General features: G+C 40.3%; 16 protein-coding genes and 2 pseudogenes. 15 read left to right on the top strand and 3 right to left on the bottom strand.

The window, feature by feature from the left end:
* Positions 1–137 precede the first annotated feature (137 nt).
* From aspS to BN6465_RS19500, 3 genes are all read left to right on the top strand, one after another.
* Positions 138–1,886 (top strand): aspartate--tRNA ligase, encoded by a 1,749-nt coding sequence (aspS, locus tag BN6465_RS19510; RefSeq protein WP_082891802.1) that lies wholly within the window; start codon positions 138–140, stop codon positions 1,884–1,886.
* Positions 1,887–2,033: 147 nt separating this feature from the next.
* Positions 2,034–2,807 (top strand): zinc ribbon domain-containing protein, encoded by a 774-nt coding sequence (locus BN6465_RS19505; protein ID WP_066738385.1) that lies wholly within the window; start codon positions 2,034–2,036, stop codon positions 2,805–2,807.
* Between the two features lie 21 nt (positions 2,808–2,828).
* Positions 2,829–3,365, top strand: a complete 537-nt coding sequence (locus tag BN6465_RS19500) for a zinc-ribbon domain-containing protein (RefSeq protein WP_066738379.1) — start codon at positions 2,829–2,831, stop codon at positions 3,363–3,365.
* 189 nt (positions 3,366–3,554) lie between these two features.
* On the opposite strand, the gene BN6465_RS19495 is transcribed toward BN6465_RS19500, so the two are convergent.
* The 3 genes from BN6465_RS19495 to BN6465_RS19485 are packed head-to-tail and all read right to left on the bottom strand — an operon-like array spanning position 3,555 to position 5,802.
* A complete protein-coding gene (locus tag BN6465_RS19495) occupies positions 3,555–3,788 on the bottom strand; it encodes a hypothetical protein (protein ID WP_066738377.1) in 234 nt (77 codons plus the stop codon).
* A gap of 21 nt (positions 3,789–3,809) precedes the next feature.
* A complete protein-coding gene (locus tag BN6465_RS19490; RefSeq protein ID WP_066738375.1) occupies positions 3,810–5,027 on the bottom strand; it encodes an ABC transporter permease in 1,218 nt (405 codons plus the stop codon).
* 1 nt (position 5,028) lies between these two features.
* Positions 5,029–5,802: an ABC transporter ATP-binding protein gene (locus BN6465_RS19485; protein ID WP_066738373.1), complete on the bottom strand. Its 774-nt coding sequence runs from the start codon at positions 5,800–5,802 to the stop codon at positions 5,029–5,031.
* Between the two features lie 325 nt (positions 5,803–6,127).
* On the opposite strand from BN6465_RS19485, the gene gmk reads away from it, so the two are divergent.
* From gmk to BN6465_RS19415, 12 genes and pseudogenes are all read left to right on the top strand, one after another.
* Positions 6,128–6,817, top strand: a complete 690-nt coding sequence (gene gmk / locus BN6465_RS19480; RefSeq protein WP_066738372.1) for a guanylate kinase — start codon at positions 6,128–6,130, stop codon at positions 6,815–6,817.
* A gap of 190 nt (positions 6,818–7,007) precedes the next feature.
* Positions 7,008–8,078 (top strand): ABC transporter permease, encoded by a 1,071-nt coding sequence (locus tag BN6465_RS19475; protein ID WP_066738366.1) that lies wholly within the window; start codon positions 7,008–7,010, stop codon positions 8,076–8,078.
* Positions 8,079–8,465: pseudogene (locus BN6465_RS21800) on the top strand (ATP-binding cassette domain-containing protein); the annotation flags it as partial. It abuts the gene before it with no gap.
* A gap of 3 nt (positions 8,466–8,468) precedes the next feature.
* Positions 8,469–9,065 (top strand): annotated as a pseudogene (locus BN6465_RS21795) (ABC transporter ATP-binding protein); the annotation flags it as partial.
* Positions 9,066–9,164: 99 nt separating this feature from the next.
* Entirely contained in the window at positions 9,165–10,355 is a 1,191-nt protein-coding gene (locus tag BN6465_RS19460) for an ABC transporter substrate-binding protein (RefSeq protein ID WP_154670295.1), read from the top strand.
* A 197-nt stretch (positions 10,356–10,552) separates the two neighbouring features.
* Entirely contained in the window at positions 10,553–10,864 is a 312-nt protein-coding gene (locus BN6465_RS19455) for a hypothetical protein (protein ID WP_066738362.1), read from the top strand.
* A gap of 30 nt (positions 10,865–10,894) precedes the next feature.
* Positions 10,895–12,646, top strand: a complete 1,752-nt coding sequence (locus BN6465_RS19450) for a hypothetical protein (RefSeq protein ID WP_066738359.1) — start codon at positions 10,895–10,897, stop codon at positions 12,644–12,646.
* Between the two features lie 51 nt (positions 12,647–12,697).
* Positions 12,698–13,909 carry a zinc ribbon domain-containing protein gene (locus BN6465_RS21295; protein WP_066738356.1) on the top strand — a complete coding sequence of 404 codons (1,212 nt, stop codon included), beginning with the start codon at positions 12,698–12,700 and terminating at the stop codon, positions 13,907–13,909.
* 32 nt (positions 13,910–13,941) lie between these two features.
* Positions 13,942–14,982: a hypothetical protein gene (locus tag BN6465_RS19440; protein WP_066738353.1), complete on the top strand. Its 1,041-nt coding sequence runs from the start codon at positions 13,942–13,944 to the stop codon at positions 14,980–14,982.
* 218 nt (positions 14,983–15,200) lie between these two features.
* Positions 15,201–16,247, top strand: a complete 1,047-nt coding sequence (locus BN6465_RS19435; RefSeq protein WP_066738350.1) for a hypothetical protein — start codon at positions 15,201–15,203, stop codon at positions 16,245–16,247.
* A 42-nt stretch (positions 16,248–16,289) separates the two neighbouring features.
* Positions 16,290–16,877 (top strand): MFS transporter, encoded by a 588-nt coding sequence (locus BN6465_RS19430; RefSeq protein WP_066738348.1) that lies wholly within the window; start codon positions 16,290–16,292, stop codon positions 16,875–16,877.
* Positions 16,878–18,488: 1,611 nt separating this feature from the next.
* Positions 18,489–19,040: a hypothetical protein gene (locus tag BN6465_RS19415; protein WP_066738335.1), complete on the top strand. Its 552-nt coding sequence runs from the start codon at positions 18,489–18,491 to the stop codon at positions 19,038–19,040.
* The last annotated feature ends 252 nt before the right edge of the window (positions 19,041–19,292 follow it).

The raw sequence follows: 19,292 nt of genomic DNA, 5'->3' as shown, positions 1-19,292 counted from the left end.
GGAGACTTATTGTGATAGATGTACTTAAGTGCATCCGGCATATCAGAATGTAGAAGGACCACATTGGTAAATTGTTGAATTTACTTTGTGGTTCTTTTTTTGTGGCAATGCGCATCCTGCGCGAAAGGAGAAATGTTATGGAGAATAAAAAATGTAATTGTGGAGAGCTAAGGAAAGAGAATGCGGGGCAAAAGGTATGTGTGAATGGGTGGTATGAGAATCTGAGACGAGTGAGTAAAAATCTGGGATTCCTGATTTTAAGGGATTTTTACGGGATAGTACAGATTGTGTTAGAGTCGGAGGAGATGCTGGAAAGGCTGCGGGAGATAAACAGAGAGAGCACGTTGGCCGTGACGGGAACGGTAAGGGTGCGTAGCAGCAAAAATGATGAGATGCCTACCGGAGAGATTGAGGTGGTGCCTGAGCGGATTGAGGTCTTAGGCAGGTGTAAGTATGAGGAACTCCCTTTTGAGATTAGACGCTCGAAGGAGGCCGAAGAGAACATTAGATTGAAATACCGTTATCTGGACTTACGAAATCCTGCGGTGAAGGACAACATAGTTCTCAGAAGCCGAGTCACCGCTGAGCTTAGACGGCGCATGGAAGAACTGGGTTTTCTGGAAATTACCACCCCCATTCTTACGGCATCTTCCCCGGAAGGGGCGAGAGATTATTTGGTGCCCTCGAGGAATTTCCCGGGAAGTTTCTATGCACTGCCGCAGGCTCCCCAGCAATTTAAACAGCTCCTTATGGCCTCCGGTTTTGACCGGTATTTTCAGATCGCGCCCTGCTTCCGGGATGAGGACGCACGGGCGGACCGCTCCCCGGGAGAGTTTTATCAACTGGATATGGAGATGGCATTTGCCGGGCAGGAAGAGGTTTTCGAAGTCATAGAAAAAGTACTTCCGCCGGTATTTGAAAAGTATGGCAAGTATCACCGTGTGCCGTCCGCGCCATTTTGCCGTATTCCTTACAGGGAGGCGCTGGAGCGGTATGGAACAGATAAGCCGGACTTGCGGATAAAGCTGGAGATTCAAGATGTGCCCCCACTGCTGGATAAAACCTACGCAAAGGCGGTCATAGCCCCTCAGTATGAGGGCAGCAGGAAGGAGATTGAGCGCTGCCAAAAGGAGATAGAGGTACTGACCGGAAATACAGTGTATTGGTTCAGAGTCAAGCCAGATGAGAAGGGAGAGCTTGCCTTTATAGGGAGTGTGGCGAAGCACTTACATCCGGTGAGGGAACAGTTCATACAAAATCTTAAGCTGGAAGGTGGAGAGCTGGTATTCCTTGCCCTAGGAGATGAGCTGGGCGAAGTACAGAAGACGGCAGGAGCTATGAGAAAGGTGCTTGGCGGAAGGAATCCCCAGTATATGGATGAAGACTGCTACGCATTCTGCTGGATTGTTGATTTCCCCATGTATGAAATCGGAGAGGAGAGCGGAAAACTGGAGTTCTGCCATAATCCGTTTTCGATGCCGCAGGGAGGAATGAAAGCGCTCATGGAGAAGGAGCCGCTGGACATCTATGCCTACCAGTACGACTTGGTGTGCAACGGGATAGAATTGTCCTCCGGCGCGGTGCGGAACCATGAACCGGATATTATGGTAAAGGCCTTTGAGCTTGTGGGGATGTGTGAGGAAGATGTGAAGAAGAAGTTTCCGGCCATGTATCAGGCATTTTGTTATGGCGCCCCGCCTCATGCAGGCATCGCTCCCGGTCTGGACAGAATGGTCATGCTGCTTGGCGGCGAAGAGAACATACGGGAGGTGATAGCATTTCCTATGAATAAAAGGGCACAGGATGTGATGTGCGGCGCTCCGGGAAAGGTATCCAAGGAGCAGCTAAGAGAAGTGCATATCAGAGTATGTGATGAAATGCAATAAATTTCACGGAGAATCCCGCTGTAATTACAGTTCTCTACATGTTGAACTGTAGGAATCATCTTGTGATTGTATCTGAGAAATGATAAAATAAACGTAACTTATAACTTTCATAAAGAATGATAATTTAATGAGAACGGGGGGAGAAGTATGTCTTTAATTAAGTGTCCATCGTGTGCTAAAGAAGTGAGCGATAAAGCTGAGAATTGCGTTAATTGTGGTTTTAATATAGGAGAGTATAGGCGACGACTAAAAGAGCAAGAAAAAGCTCAGCAAAAGATAGAATGCCCGGAATGTAAGACACTGGTGAGCGGTAATGAGGAGGCGTGCCCTAAGTGTGGCTATCCAATAAAGAGAGATATTGCAATTAAGGATAAAGAGATTCCTGAGATAGCTAAAAAAATGATGTTAAATAAGAAGAAGGTATTGTTGGGGATTTCCGTTCTTATAATTGTGATAGCTATTATAGTTGTTTTCATAAAAATGACAGGAAATAATGAACTTAGTGTGTATTCTGATTATTTAGGGAAATACGCAAAAGATTTACCGTCAGATGTTAAGGAAGAAGAAATTTTCACAGGACTTGTTATTGCAAAGCAGACTAAACAGATACTGGGTTATGAAGGAGAAGTAAGCTATTATTATCAGCACGAAGCGGCTGGTGACTGTGAGCCGGAACAAATTAGTATTGTTGCTTGGCAGGGAAATGATAACAGCTATACAGAGGAGGAAATTAATAAGTTCCTTGATTATTTAACTAAAATATATGGGAAGTTTGATGAATCATATGAATCAGAGAATAAGTTCAGCGATATAGATAATAAGGGGTATGTTTGGAAAAATGAAGACGGTGTACGCGTTGAATTAAGGACAGATGTGGAGTATACCAAACTAAGTATAAATTGGTATCCCAAGGATGCATAACTAGTTATAGGAGGCTATATAATGGCGTTATTTAAGTGTAGCGAGTGTGGAAAAGAAATAAGTGATAAAGCTGAAAGATGTCCTTATTGTGGTTGTCCAATAAAGGAAATTAAAAAAGCTGCATTGCAAGATAAAGTTAGTACTTTAAAAAGTAATAAGAAAAAAGTTTATATTGTTGGTAGCATTGCTATTGCTTTTGCTGTATTCGCTCTTGTACTCTTTTTTTATTTTAAGGATAGGCCGCCAAGTGAAGAAGAATTGTTGATTGGGAAGTGGCAAGGTCAAGGGACAAATCTTAATATTACAGTCGAGCTCAATGTTTATGAAAGTAAAACATTAGATTATTATATCCATACAAAACAAGATACAAGTGATGTTGAGGATAAAAAGTGGATAATTAAAGACGGCTTTTTGTGCATTGCTGAAAAAGATTCGGATAAATATAGACAATGGTTCAAAATATTGAAACTAACGGAACATGAATTCGAGTATAAAGTGAAAAACCTTGATCCTGAGAGCGAGTGGGGACATATACGTGTAACTAGGATATCAGATTAATCAAGTAGCTATTCTAATGGAATAGGGACGACTGTAGAAGAACCGCATTGGTAGATTAATGAATTCGCTAATCTACCAATGCGGTTCTTTTTACTATGTTACAACTGCGCATGGGCTGCGGGAAAAAGCTTTGCTAGCATAAGCATGCCCAGCATCTAGTTTTAAACTTCACAGAGTACTTTGCTGTAATTACGGTTCGTCAAATTCAGCAATGATATAGAATCCTTTTGAGGTCTCTTTGATTTCCTTCACGATTCCCTCTTTGGATTTCAGTCGCTCGGAGGTACGGTAATTGCCGCTCATCGCCACTGCCGGCTCTATTGTGTAGTAGTAAGAGTTGGGCAATACGCCTTCTGTGACGACTGCCTTGTCACCCACTTCTATCAATCCGTTCCGTTCCATTTTAAATTCCATTGTTCTCATTTGAATCACTTCCTTACAAATCTATTTTGCCATTACTTTTTCTGTCTCAAATGCTTTCACCACGATTGCCGTGAGTATGCCGCCTAATGCCAATGTCTCTATGAGCGTCACGACATACTGCATAACTGTGATGTCCTGACTTAGTATTCCTTGGAATGCCAGAGCGTTGTTATAAATCGGAATAAAGAAATTTATGTTATTGGCCTCACCCGTTGTGAACATTGTAATAAGTCCGATAATCAGTACGAGCATGTAAACCGGCATAATGTAGGTGTTTGCTTCCTTCGTGGATTTGGCGAACACGGAGAGCAGAGCAATAATCGTTGAATACAGGAAAGCGATTGCCACCAGCAGTGCGCCCAGCATTACAATCTGGGAAACGGATAGCTGCAGGTTCAAATCGCTGCCGGAGCCCGGGGCCATGGATTTCATCATAAGCGGCATACAGACTACCATGACAATCACGTATACCAGTGAGGAGAGTCCTGATATGGCCATAAGGGAAAATACTTTGCCCAGAACGATGGAACTTCGTTTGATTGGTGACACGAGAAGGCTTGCCATAGTGCCGCGTTCCTTTTCGCCGGCAATCATATCAGAGCCGATACCCATTGCTCCCGCGAACAAAAGAATGGTTATAAAGTAAGGAAGCATCATACCGACGGCTTTCCCGCTGGCTTTTTTGTCGTCCTGAATGATCATATTGTCATTGTCGGAATTGACTTCGAAGACTACGATCTGCTCCAGATTCCCCATTCTTTGTGCCAGCAGCATCTGGCGGTATTCTTCAAGCGTGGTTCCGGATATATTGCGGAAGGCGCTGTTGGAATAGTCCTCGGAAGGGTTATAATATGTTTTAATCTGAGGGATTGTGTCCCCTTCCTCATAGTCGGCCACTTGTGCGTCAAAGCTTTCAGGGAACTCAATGATTAAATCGGCTTTGCCATTTAAAATGTCGTTCTCAGCCTTTTTTCTGTCTTCGGCGGATTCTATGAACTTCAAACTATACTTGGCAGTGGCCTGCCGCTGAAATTCTGCGAAAGATTCCGGTTCATTCTGTATATAGACAATAGAGGTGTGATTTTCGATGTCATCCTCCATGTTGGACGCCAGATTGCCTACAATAGACATGATGACGACCATAATGAGCACGGGAAGCAGAAATACGGAAAATATCATTTTCTTATCCTTAAATACACGGTCCAGTTCTTTCTTAAAAATTTGTTTGATTCCGTTCATCTTATGCTTCCTCCTTTCTATTTCTATATAATTCAAAAAAGGCGTCCTCTAAATCTTCGGCTCCAGTCTCATGAAGAAGCTCGCCCAATGTACCCTCCGCAATTTTCCGTCCATCCACGATAATTCCTATGCGGTCACACAACTTTTCCGCTTCGGACATAATGTGGGTGGATACGATGATTAATTTGCCCTCGTCCTTCAGTTTCTTTAAATAGTCGGTTACGCTTCTGGCGGTAATGATATCAAGGCCGTTGGTGGGCTCATCGAAAATCACGATATCAGGATTGTGAGCAAGACTGACTGCAATCGCTGCCTTTTGCTTCATACCGGTGGATAACTCTTTGATTTGCTTATGGGCAAATTCTTTTATGCCAAAATATGTAAAAAGCTCTTCCTTTCTTCGATTCAGCACATCTTTAGGGACGTTATGGAGGCGGCCGAAGAACTGGAACATATAATCCACATCGAACTGTTCATCCAGCTTAATGTCACTAGTCAGAAAACCGATGCTGGTGCGCACAGCCTCCGGCTCCTTCTGTACTTCATGCCCGTTGACATATATCTCACCCTTTGTAGGCTTGATAATGGTGGCAATACAACGCAGCGTCGTAGTTTTCCCTGCGCCGTTGGGGCCAAGCAGACCGTAGATTTCTCCTTTCTTTGCAGTCAGGCTTAAATCGTCCACGGCTGTCTTCACAGGATCTTTGGTCTTTAGCTCTGCCATCTGCTTTTTGTTAAGTTTGAAAATTTTAGATAAGTTCTTAATCTCAATCATGACTCTCTCCTTTTGATAATATATTTGAATATTGTATTATTGTACTATACGCTTGATACAAATGTACTATATTTATTTGTTTTTGTCAATGTATATATTACCCAGCGAATTTAACAATTTGGTCACCCTGTTGCTGTACAGTAAACTTTACATTTTCAGTATAGTACGTTGGGAAGCGCGTGTCAAGCAAACTTTACACAAAGCGTATAGTTAATTTTGGAAGATGTTTGTTAACAAATTATCTTTGGTTGACGTTTCAGACAATAAACAATTATAATGTAAATATAGGAAAAATAAGAGCGAAAAAAGAAAGGTGAAGTTGCGTATGAGTGAACGAAAAGAATATTTTGATAAAATAGCGGAAAAAGGGCAGTTGATAATTATATCCGGACCGAGTGGAGTTGGTAAGCGTACTGCGATTAAACAGTATCTGGCTGAGCATCCCAATGCAGTAAAATGCGTATCTATGACGACACGCGAGCCTCATGAGGGTGAAGTTGACGGCAAAGACTATTTCTTCGTCTCACATCTGGAATTTGAGCGGGCGGCGCGGTCGAACCAGTTGTTAGAGCATTCTTACTATAATAGAAACGGGTATGGAACCCCGAGAAAAACAATAGAGGATGCGAGGAATGCGGGGAAGAATGTAATATTAGTGGCGGATATTATCGGGGCGATGAAGATACGGGTACTTTGTCCGGACGCAACACTTATCTTCTTGATGCCGCCGTCTTGGGAGGAACTGGAGCGACGGCTCTATGAGAGGCATACCGAGAGCGACGAGGTAATCAAAGAACGCCTTGACTATGCACAGGAGGAGATACTTGGTGCCGCACAGTATGACTATATCCTTGTAGATGATACGGTGGAAAATACGGTCCGGCGTCTTGGACAGATTATCCATGGAAACCGTTACAGCCGGAATAGCATGAAGGCCTTTTTAGAAAGCTATATTGAGAGTGAACTGAAAGCCTACCCGCAGTTGGCGGAAGAGATTTCTTTAGTAACTGAATAGTGTACAGGTATATAAAAACCTCTGCTTTTCTTTTTAAATGGAGAAGCAGAGGTTTTTTTAATTTTGTATATAGTATATAGAAAAAACAAATGACTTTGAAGAATCATTATAATTTTGAATTTTACTTAAACAATCGTGTTTGTTAAACTAAGACAGCAGTTAATTATGAGATACGAGGAGAGGATGCCTTATGGTACAAAAGAATGAAAAATGCTCAGAAGAAAGAGAGACAGGCCATACCGGCAAGCTGACCAGACAGCAGCTGCGTGAATTGGAGGAAAAGAAAAAAACTCGGGGACGGATTATATTAGACTGGGTGATAATGTTTCTTCCAATAATTTGTGGTGTTATCGCTATTTTGGAGTATCTTATTATACCGGACGGAAGTCCTAACGATAATCCGGGTACATATCTGGGAGTAATCATTGCATTTATCTGTGCGTACTGCGTTTACTTTTTGTTCGCCATAGTGAAAAGAATAAGGCGAGATAAGAAAGTCATAGACAAACTTTTATATAAGGCACCATTGTACGCGGTATTGTTTTTATTACTTGCAGGATACGATTATCTGACGTTAAAGACAGGTATTTTGACGCAACCGTTTGTTCCGTGCATGAATTACATTTTAAATATCGCATGGATTGACCGTGCTTATCTAATAGAAAGTACACTGCATACATTGCGGCTGTTGTTCTTAGGATATTTTATAGGTGTGGGCCTTGGGCTTGTCACCGGCATCACTTGTGGATATTCAGAAAGAGCGAGATATTGGGTAAATCCGGTTATCAAATTTCTGGGTCCCATTCCTACATCTACTTGGATACCGATAGTGATGGTCGTAGCTACTTCTCTATTTAAAGGCGCGGTATTTATTATTGCACTGGGATCATGGTTCGCGGTTACTGTCGCATCTATGACAGGTATTTCTAATGTGGATAAAGACTTTTTCGAAGCGGCAAGGACACTGGGAGCAGGTGACAGACAGCTGATATTCAGAGTTGCCATTCCGCATGCTATGCCTTCTATTCTGCAGGGGTGCACACAGGCTATGAGCTCTGCCTGCGTCGCAATTATGATTGCAGAGATGATGGGAGTTAAGGCTGGGCTTGGCTGGTATATGACATGGGCTAAATCCTGGGCAAGTTATGATAAAATGTTTGCTGCATTGTTTGTGATTTGCTTTATTTTTACTGTTGTTACAAAGGGGCTTGACCTGATTAAGCGCCGGGTGTTGAGATGGCAGAATGGAGTTGTAAAATAGATGGCGGAGAAAAATGTTACGTTAAAATTGGAACGGGTATCAAAAAGTTTTGCAAAGGTGGAGAACGATGAAGTGACCCATGCCTTAAATGAGATTGACCTGACACTCAATGGAGGCGAGTTCATCAGTCTGGTAGGACCTTCCGGTTGCGGCAAATCCACAATTCTCCGGCTGGTGGCAGGGCTGATTCACCCGACTACCGGCAGGGTGGCCGTAAATGGGAATGAGGTTCGGGAACCGTCGCCGGAGCGCAGCATGGTGTTCCAGAAGCCTACATTGTTCCCATGGCTGACGGTGGAGAAGAATATTGCGTTTAGCCTAAAGATGCAGGGGAAACTGAAGGGCAATGAAGAGAAAGTAGAGCAGATGCTGAGGGTAATCGGGTTGGANGTGGCAGGGCTGATTCACCCGACTACCGGCAGGGTGGCCGTAAATGGGAATGAGGTTCGGGAACCGTCGCCGGAGCGCAGCATGGTGTTCCAGAAGCCTACATTGTTCCCATGGCTGACGGTGGAGAAGAATATTGCGTTTAGCCTAAAGATGCAGGGGAAACTGAAGGGCAATGAAGAGAAAGTAGAGCAGATGCTGAGGGTAATCGGGTTGGAGTCATTCCGGCGGGATTATCCGGGACAGTTATCAGGAGGGATGGCACAGAGGGTGGCGCTTGTGCGTTCCCTAATCAGTGAACCCGACATTCTCCTTCTGGACGAGCCATTAGGAGCGCTGGATGCCTTTACTCGTATGAATATGCAGGATGAAATCCTCAAAATCTGGCATGAGAATCAGCAGCTTGCTATGATGGTCACGCATGATGTGGATGAAGCCATCTATATGGGAACCCGTGTCATTGTCATGGACGCGAATCCCGGGCGGGTGGTAGCTGATATTAAAATAGAAGAAGAGTATCCCAGAGACCGCTCTTCTGCCGTTTTTGTAGAGTACCGCAATGAAATTCTCAACAGACTCCACTTTGGAGGCAGGAGATAGGGGCATCTACTATGTATCATGTTCCCATGAATCTGAGGAATTGCTGCAGTTCCCATGATTTTATGGATAAATAGCATTATGAAAAGAGAGGTATGTATTATGAAATTAAAACGATTTATGGCAGCGGCGCTAGCTGTAGTCATGACACTGTCACTCGCTGCCTGCGGACAGAAGGAAGAGTCTAAAAAAGAGGATTCTTCCAAAAAAGAAGCGGGAAAAACTTTGGAACGCCCAGAAGCCGTATCAGAGGAAGACTGGGAGGCAATGCAGAAAGAACCTGCATTTGGTACGGAGCTTAATTATCTTTTCAACGGCGGCGCTTGTGTATCCGCAAAATATATGGCTGAGGTTCTCGGTTATTATGAAGAATATGGAATTAACGCTTCCTATGTGGAGGGCAGCTCTGTCGTGGAGACAGTAGGTACAGGGCAGTGCATGTGGGGAACGGATCATATTGCCACCATGCTGGTTCCTATTACGAACAATGTTAATATGACATTTGTGGCAGGTTCCCATATCGGCTGTAAATCAATTTTTGTGCCTGCTGACAGCGATATCCAGACTGCAGAAGATCTGGTTGGCAAGAAAATAGCTATTCATGACGGTATCGGGAATTCCGACCAGAATATCTGTTACCGCTTATTGGATGAATATGGAGTCGATCCTACCAAGGACGTAGAGTTCTTAGATATTAACGATAGCGCGGCGACTGTAGCGGCTATGGAGAGCGGCGAAGTAGACGCTTCTATTTTCTCGGATTATTTTGTACTGGCTAACTACCGTGAAGATATGCGTATGATCTGCTCCATTTCATACAGCAAAGAATTTCAGGACGAGGCCTGCTGTGTGACCGCTATGAACAACGACTTTATTGAAAAGAACCCTGTACATGCAAAGTATGTAGTGAAAGCAATCAAACGTGCCGGAGAGTATAACCGTCTCAATTCTGAAGAGGCAGTCCAGACTATGTTCGATACAAATAAGATGACCGGTGAAAAACAAAACCAGATGGAGTTCTGGGATTCATTGCACTTTGGACTTTCGGATGCATTTACTGAAAATGCGCTTCGTGAGATTGCTGAAGACTATCTGCGCCTTGGAATTATTACAAAGAGCGGCCTTACCGTTGACGATGTAATGGAGATGGCATGGACAACGGTCTGCCCGGACGAGGAGATGGGGGACGACTATACGGTAGGCGATCCTGTTGAACCACAAAATGCTATTGTTCCGATAAAGCAGAAGGAAAATCCTGTTGTGCCTGAGAACTTTGGCTTATCTGAGAAATAGAAAGCTATATGTAAAATAGAAAGACAATCGGTTTCGATTGTCTTTTTTAATTCTCATGCCACGTTAATGCTGATTCCGATGAAAAGAGTCATAAAACCCACCTGCAGTTGGCAGAACAAATTATTTAATAGTGACGAAGAATGTCGAATATGATATAATTTATTTGTACAAATAGACGAAGAAGAGGAGGGGGATTTATGAGTAAGGAGAAGGCAATAAAGTATTTAAAGGTGCTGGCAATCCTATTTATCGTGCTAGGTATTATTATGTTGTCGGTAGGATTTTATAAAAAGAACAGTTATAAAAATCCGGATTCAGAGTTTTCTTATAGTAAAACAAGTATCAATGCCTATGTAGGAGGAGACGCGTATAACTATATCATCAATGGTACGTATTTTACAGCGTATGCCGTAATGGGGACGGGATGCTTTATTATTAGCGCTATTACAGGTACGGCGGCTTTGTTCTTGTCTATAAGGCCAGATGAAGAAAAGATTCCCGAGTTGTAAGCGTATACATCTTGAGAAGGGGGGAGATAAATGGAGCGATATGAAATCCTAAAAAGAACATATAGAGAAGAGTACTTAAAAGATTGCCCTTTATTATTGATAAATTCTGGTCTGACCTACGACAGAGAAAAGAATGAGGTTCTGGCCCAATTTAAGTTTCAGAATCTAGGCCATAAGATTATCAAGGCAGTTTATGTTAAAATTTTTTGCAGCGGGCCGGGAAATGAGCCGTTGGAAAATGCTGCTCAATTTATTTATCTGGATTTAAGCGTTCAGTCATTGGCAATATTTGGAGGGGATATTCCAATAAGCCTTCCTAATAATCGAACCAGAAACGTACTGCTGACCTGTACAAAAATTGTGTTTGTAGATGAAACAGTTTGGTGTAATGAAGAAAATAAAAATTATAATCCATTACCCCCAAAACAGCCGCTACAACGCTGTCTTAACGAAGAACTCTACGAGGAATTGCTCACTGAGCTGAGTGAAGAAAGGGTGGTATGTCAGGATGTTTACTTTCCATGTGAATTAGAAAATATCCGATTTTGTCCGTGTGGAACTTATTATTTAAAGGAGGATACAGTATGTCCATGCTGCCAAAAGGAGTATGAGTGGTGGACTGAAATTACCTTAAAGGAAAAGCTAGAGAAAAATCTTGAAATCCGCAGGGAAAAAGAACAGAAAGCGCAAGAAGAGCAGCAACGGATTAAGGTTGAAAAGGCAGCAGAAAGAAAAGAGCGTATTAAAAAGGGAAGAAAGATAGCGCTGCGTGTTGGAGTGATTATTGGAGTCCTTTGTGTAGTTGTGGCGGTTTACATGTATATCAACAAGGAGATTATACCCTCACGAAATTATGAGCAGGGCATTACTTGCATGGAGCAGGAAGAATATGCTGAAGCCAAAGATTATTTTGCCAAATCGTCAGGCTACAAAGATAGTGATGAACAGTATCAGAAAGCGGAAGAATTCATACAAAGAAAGACCAATTACTTGATGGCGTTTAATAAGTATCAGGAAGGCGAATATTTTGATGCAGCCAGACTTTACGGAAGAATACAAGACTATAAAGACAGTGTGGAATTGTATATAGATTCACTCTATCAAGGTGTTAAACAGGATATTGACAAAGGACAGACGACAGATACCACATTGGAGGCATTGCAAATACTCGAGGATTCCGGTTATGAAGAAGGCATATACTATTTTGGTAAATACTATTTTTTAAATCAGCAGTATAAAGAAGCATATGAAAAATGGTGCAACATTAAAGGAAAGTTCAGATATCAGAACTTGGAAGAGGAGATGAGCGAAGCCAGAAATAAGATGCTTTATCAGGAGGCTTCTGACTTGGCGGCCAACTTGAAAATATCAGAAGCGTATGAAAAACTTATGGATATGGATGCTGAGGTAGAAGACAGCGAGCACATGAAAAGTGAAATTAAGAGGGCGCTGGACAGCGGGTTCTTAGGTAAGTGGATACAAACGGAGTCTTCCGATAAAAAGTCAGATATAGCAGATGATTTTCTTATTATTGAAGCTACTTACCGTGATGGGGAACTTCGATTTTATTATGCAGACGATTACGCTGTCAAAGGAAAGAAACCAGAGAAGCTTAAGGTGAGATTAAGTGCTACAGAAAGTGGTAGAAGATACCATATCTTAGAGGGTGAAACCTTGGTTGAAAAAAATAATTATGAGATTAAAGCTGTTTTTACAAGAGAAGGAACCAGCCTGAAAAAAGAAGTGGGAGCAGATACTTTTGTCTATGAACCGTATGAGTAGTAAGAGAGAATTATGAATTAGTATATTTTTAAATATGAGGGAGGAAAAATTATGGCATTAATAAAGTGTCCAGAGTGTGGAAAAGAGATTAGCGACAAAGCTGACAGTTGCCCGGAATGTGGGTGCCCGATACAAGCAAAAGAGGAATGTTTGATTAGCGAAGAGGTAGAAACGGGGTATGAACAGCCTATTATGAATGGAGCAGCTCCGGAGGAAGGATATAGAAGTGCCAAGGCGGATACAGCTAAGCCGGCAGGTAAATCAAAAAAAGGAGTCATTATCGGCGCGGTTTTGGGGGCGGCAGCCTTGTTATGCATTATTATAGGCATTATAGTATCACAGAGAAATGCAAAAATCCGTGAGCAGCAGGAGGCCGAGGTTCGTAAAATACGAGAGTATAATAGTGCTGTGGATAACTTAAACGCATTATATTCGTCTAGCTATAGCGGCGCCACCGATGCCGAATCTGTCTGTGTATTGACAATTAATGTGTGGGTAGATTCTATTTATAAGAAGTATAATAAAGAGACGAATAAGTACATAACCGGAACAAGTGATTTTAACGGGGCAATTCAAAATGTTTATAATGATGAGGACATCCAGAAGAAGTTGACGCATGTAAAAGATATCCAGAGCAAGCTCAACACTTATATTCAAGAATTACAGAAATGTCCGGAGGAACTTCAAAAATGTTATGATGCGGCGCTGCAAGTACATACTACGTTCAATGCGCTGGCAGAATTAGCGCTGGCCCCATCCGGAAATATTACATCTTACAAGGATTCCGAACAACAAAAGATTGATAATTATTCTTCAGCATTTAATATACTGGGGGCATTGATACCGGCTAAAAAACAAGTACCCTTATATGACGCGAAGGGCAACCCAATAGAGGATGAGTTCGCTTTTGTCAATTATCTCAATCAAAATGTGGATAAGCTTCCTGCTACAGCCGAAAGTTCCATTGATTTGGAGGGCTTTGCATTTTATAAAGATACTGCTAAAATCTGCGGTGCTGAAGGGGAAGTAAGCTATAATGCAATTTCATTGTCAGCAAATGTAATAAGTTATATTAAATGGGGTGTGAAAAATCCCAAAAAGGAACTAGAGAGTCAGGTGCTGGAAAAATTACGAGAAAGATATGGAAAGGAAGGTAAAGGAGATAAAAATTCATATAACTGGTATAACGAAAAAACAAAGGAAAATCTGGTGTTAAACATAAAGGATGATGAGCTTTCAATTTCATGGTTTAATTCCATATAATGATAATCAATAGTTTGAAATAAGAGGTGGTTATGAAAAAATGGGGCGCACTTGTCGTTGCGATCACTTTACTGTGTGGGAGCACAGCCTGCTCCGAAAAGACGGAAACACAGTCACCCGGACAAATATATTTATACGGGGAACAGCACGCAGAAGAAAAAATATTACAGAGGGAATTGGAGATATGGAAGGAGCATTACCACAATGACGGTATGCGTCACTTGTTCGTTGAGTATTCCTATGCCGGCGGCCAACATCTAAATTTGTGGATGGAGTCGGATAATGATGATTTTTTAAATGCTTTATACGGGGATTGGGAAGGAACATTGGGACATAATCCCCTTGTACTGGATTTCTATAAACAGATAAAGAAGGAATGTCCCGATACGATTTTCCATGGGATAGATGTCGGGCATCAGTATGAAACTACGGAAAAGCGGTATCTGGAATATCTGGAGCAGAACGGATTGGAAGATACAGAAGAGTATACGTTGGCAAAAGAAGGGGCTGAACAAGGAAAAGAGTACCGCTCAAAGAGGTCTGAGGTATATCGTGAAAATGTAATGGTAAAAAACTTTATCCGGGAATTCGATTCGCTGGAGGAGGAGAGCATTATGGGTATCTTTGGCGGAGCGCATACAGGGCTTGATGCTATGGAGTCCGAGACGGGTAGGGTTCCCTGTATGGGAAACCAGCTAAAGCAGCATTATGGTGATATCGTTCACTCAGAAGATTTGATTTGGATAATAAAAGATATCGAACCACTGAGAGTAGATACTATGGAAGTAAACGGGAAGAGCTATGAAGCGTTATACTTTGGAAAACATCAGATCTCTGAAGATGAAACGTGGTGCGAATTTTGGCGTTTGGAAGATGCCTATGAAGATTTTAAAGATAACAAAAAGAATGGGGTAATATCAATCTATAGGGCATATCCAATGCTCATTGAAGAGGGACAAGTATTCTATCTTGTGATTACCCAGCCAGACGGCTCTGTTATAAAGGATTATGAGCGTTCTGATGGAAATACGGATGACGGTCAGCCCATAACAGAGGGATTTATCGTCGAGTAGGGGATTGGACTCTGTATTAAAACAACTCCGGCTTGTGAAAGGCCGGAGTTGTTTTTGACTGAGGCAGTGTGAGGTAATATTATATGTATCGTACCAAAGCTAACAAAAGTTATGAAGACCATAAGAAGGTGAAAAGATTCCGACATTAACATTTTATATGTGCTATAATTCACTTAATGGCGATTGCTATTTTGTGAATACAGGGGGGACATAGATTTATGAAAAAGAAAAAATGGGGTGCACTTGTCATCGCGATAACTATGCTGTTTGGGATCACGGCCTGTACGGCAAAACCGGAAACACAGTCACCCGGACAAATTTATTTATACGGAGAACAACACGCAGAAGAAAAAATATTACAAAAGGAATTGGAAATATGGAAGGACTATTACCACAATGACGGTATGCGTCATTTGTTTATCGAATTATCGTATGCCGGCGGCGAATTTTTAAATATATGGATGGAGTCGGATAATGATGATATTTTAGATGCGTTATACGAGGACTGGACAGGAACATTGGCGCAAAACCCTCTTGCAATAGACTTCTATAAACGGATAAAGGAGGAGTGTCCCGATACGGTTTTTCACGGGATAGATGTCGGACATCAGTATGACACTACAGAAAAGCGGTATCTGGAATATCTGGAGCAGAACGGATTGAAAGATACAAAACAATATAAGTTGGCAAAAGAAGGGGCCGGGCAGGGAAAGGAGTATCGTTCGAAGAGGTCCGATGTATACCGTGAAAATACTATGACAGAAAACTTTATCCGGGAATTCGATTCACTGGATGGGGAGAACATTATGGGTATCTTCGGCAAGGCGCACACAGGGCTTGACGATATGGAATATATGACGGGTACGGTTCCCTGTATGGGAAATCAGTTAAAGCAGCATTATGGAGATATCGTCCACTCGGAAGATTTGACTTGGATATCCAAAGATATCGAGCCATTGAAGGTTGATACTCTGGAAGTGAACGGGAAGAGCTATGAAGCGTCATACTTTGGAAAATATCAGATTTCTGAAGATGGAACGTGGTGCGAATTTTGGCGTTTGAAAGATGCCTATGAAGATTTTAAAGATAACAAAAAGAATGGGGTAAAATCACCCTATACGGTATATCCTATGCTCATTGAAGAGGAGCAAGTATTCTATCTTGTGATTACCAAACCAGACGGCTCTGTTATAGAGGCGTATGAGCGTTCCGATGGAAATACGGATGGCGGTCAGCTCGTGACAGAGAGATTTAACGTTGAGTAGGGGACGGTAAATTAGGAAAGATTACTGGGGAGGAAAGCAGTAATGCGCCTATTCAATATGGAATCTATGAATAGAAATTTAGTTTATTTTAAATGGTATAAAATATTGTTCTTAACAATGCTGATTGATCCTATATTTGTTATGTATGCTTATTCAGAAGGGCTGTCGGTAAATCAAATTTTTATTTTAACAAGTATAGAAACGATATTGATAATATTTCTTGAAGTGCCGACGGGGATAATTTCAGATTTATTTGGGTATAAGATCAGTATGGTTTTTGCCGTTTTATGTTACATATTTTCTAATATAATTATTATGATATTCCCGACATTCATAAGTTTCGTGTTATGTGAAGTGTTTATTGCATTGTGTAAGGTGCTTTCTTCAGGGGCGGATGAGACATATTTGTATTTGACTCTGGATAATAAAGATGATTATACCAAGATATCTGGAGCGTTAGATTCTATTAATTTTTTAATAACGGGGATAATTTCGATAAGCATAGGTTATCTTTATACCATGAACAAACACTACCCTTTTATATTAAGTATCACGGTGTGTGGCTTAGCATTGGTTATGGCTTTAAAGCTGGAAAATATAAAAGAGTATCATCTGGAAAATAAATCTTAGAAGGAATTATTTGAAGAATTTTTAAACAACGCCAGAGGCGGTATTAGTCTTATATTTAAAGCAAAAAGGCTTCGGTGGCTTATAATATATTCCTCAGTAATCGGCTTTGCTCTTGTTGCAATTTTGCAAACCTATCAATTATTTTTCTTAAATCGCAAAATACCAATTAAATACTTTGGAATAATATATTTTTTGTTATATATGACATCTTCAATAAGTAGTAAAGTGGCACATCACTTTAAACGGTTTAATGGATATAAGATGTTTATGCTATTTTTGTTTATGCTGTTCCTTACCCCCTTGTTAATGCTGATTCCGGCTAAAATGTTTATTATAATAATTATAGTGCCTAGAATCGTAATTGGTATTTATCCGTCAATTGCTAAAGAATATATAAATAAAGAAATTGAAATAGACCGAGCAACTATTTTTTCTCTGAGAAGCTTGTTTGCCAAAATACCTCAAGTAGTTTTACTACCATATATAGGTTATTTAATTGATAATAAGGGATTAAATTATTCTTTGATTATTGTGGCTGTAATAATATTTATATTAGGCATGATCCTCTTGGCCAGCCAATACTTCATAAAAAAGAGTTAAGCGTAATCAGTCGCCATGATTTCTTATTCTGACGGTACAAAAAATAACGGCAATTAGCGCAATGAGCATTACAATGTGGGTTACCCTAACGCTCCAATCTGGAAGTGCTACAAAGAACATGTTTGTCCCCGCAATTATTAAGGTAATCACTAGAATGACGATACTCGCAATTCGTACTCTTTTCATCACACAAATCCTCCTTCATTCTTGAGTACTTGGACTTATTTCTTAGTCAAAGCTAAATTGAATAATCACATTATACTGCATTAACTCATTTCGGACAATAGTGAGCTGTTTTTCCGCCCAGAAGATTTTAAGTGCTATGTGCTATATATTTTTTCCCATAGGGTTACATTCAGCTCTGTAAGCATGCTGTGCAAAAAATGTGCGAATAAGAGTGAAAAATAAACTGTTTTAAAGATACAGAATTGTTAAAAATAAGAAATAAATAACAAAAGTAAGAAAAACAGCGCTTATAAATTGTATATGAATTTTCTTAAATTGAGGGCCATAAAGTGGCTAATGGTGCCCGAAGAAAGTAATGTATAAGTAACAAAGGAAGCAAGATACTCAAAACGGCAATGCCGCTTCCAGTGATAAAAGTAAGTGTTGCAATATTCTATATGGTTAGAATAGAAAATGTAAGCCGATGTTTAGGGAGAAGTGTTTTCATGTCAGATTCCTTTAGATTAATGGTATTTATAAAATTTTAATTTTAAATTACTTTCATGTTATAATACCATATACCTAACAGAAAAAAGAATACGATCATAAATATTTTACTATATATCATATCTAGTGTAAACAGAAGAAAAGATTGTTTAGGAGGGGGTAAAAATAATATAGAAGAGATTGCTCAAACAGGAGCAATACCCAATGGGGTGGGGCACTTATCTATTTATAACACAATAGTGTAAATAGAGAATATTGGGGAGGATATCAGGTGTTTTCTTTGAGGTTTATATGCTATAATGTGCTTAATTTAATGTTGAGAGATTAGGAGGTGTAGTAGTGGAAATAAATTATAAATTCTGTGCTTTTGTTGATATACTTGGTTTCAAAAATAAAATGAGTAATTTCGACGATGCATTAAACTATTATAAGCAATATTTTAGCGCTTATGAGTCATTCGATAAATCTCATGATAAATTATTGGAAAGTGTTAGAGAGACGTTAGAAGTTTCCACAGGGGATAGTATAGAGGAAAAAGTTGAAAGTGTAGTATTTTCAGATTCTATTATATTAATATCTTCTAATTGGAAAGCTTTTTTATTTCGATTATCTAACATTTCATCATTGTTCATGAGTTATGGTTTTGTTTTTCGTGGTGGAATTGGATTTGGAAAGCATTATTCAGAGTTTGATTCAAATAAAACTTATATTGTAAGTGAGGGGCTGGTTCAAGCGGTTGAAATAGAAAGTAATTTTTCTGTTTATCCTCGAATAGTAATAAGCCAACTAGCATTGGAAGAAGTCTTGAAGTCTGCCAAATCATTATATGATGTAAACAATATGTTTATCCAGAGTGAAGATAATATGTGGTTTATTAATCCATTTTTTTAAAATCAAGATATTGGAGTATTAAGTGAATTTTTAAACAAAAAGATAAAGACGTATAAAAATGAAAAATTTAATCATAAATTATATAGATAAATTTAGATTATCTGCATAAACACTGTATTTATCAGTAATTCAGCAACTAAAAAACAATCATTTTACCACGAATTTACCACAAATGAATGAGCCTTGATATGATGAAATATTTCCAAAATAAAAAGAAGTCCAATCCTTTTTCCAATAAAAAGGGGTTGAACT

Source organism: Bariatricus massiliensis, from assembly GCF_900086725.1.
In the GTDB taxonomy this organism is placed as follows: domain Bacteria; phylum Bacillota; class Clostridia; order Lachnospirales; family Lachnospiraceae; genus Allocoprococcus; species Allocoprococcus massiliensis.
The sequence above is the reverse complement of the archived record's forward strand: the minus strand, read 5'-3'. Positions and strand labels throughout refer to the sequence as shown.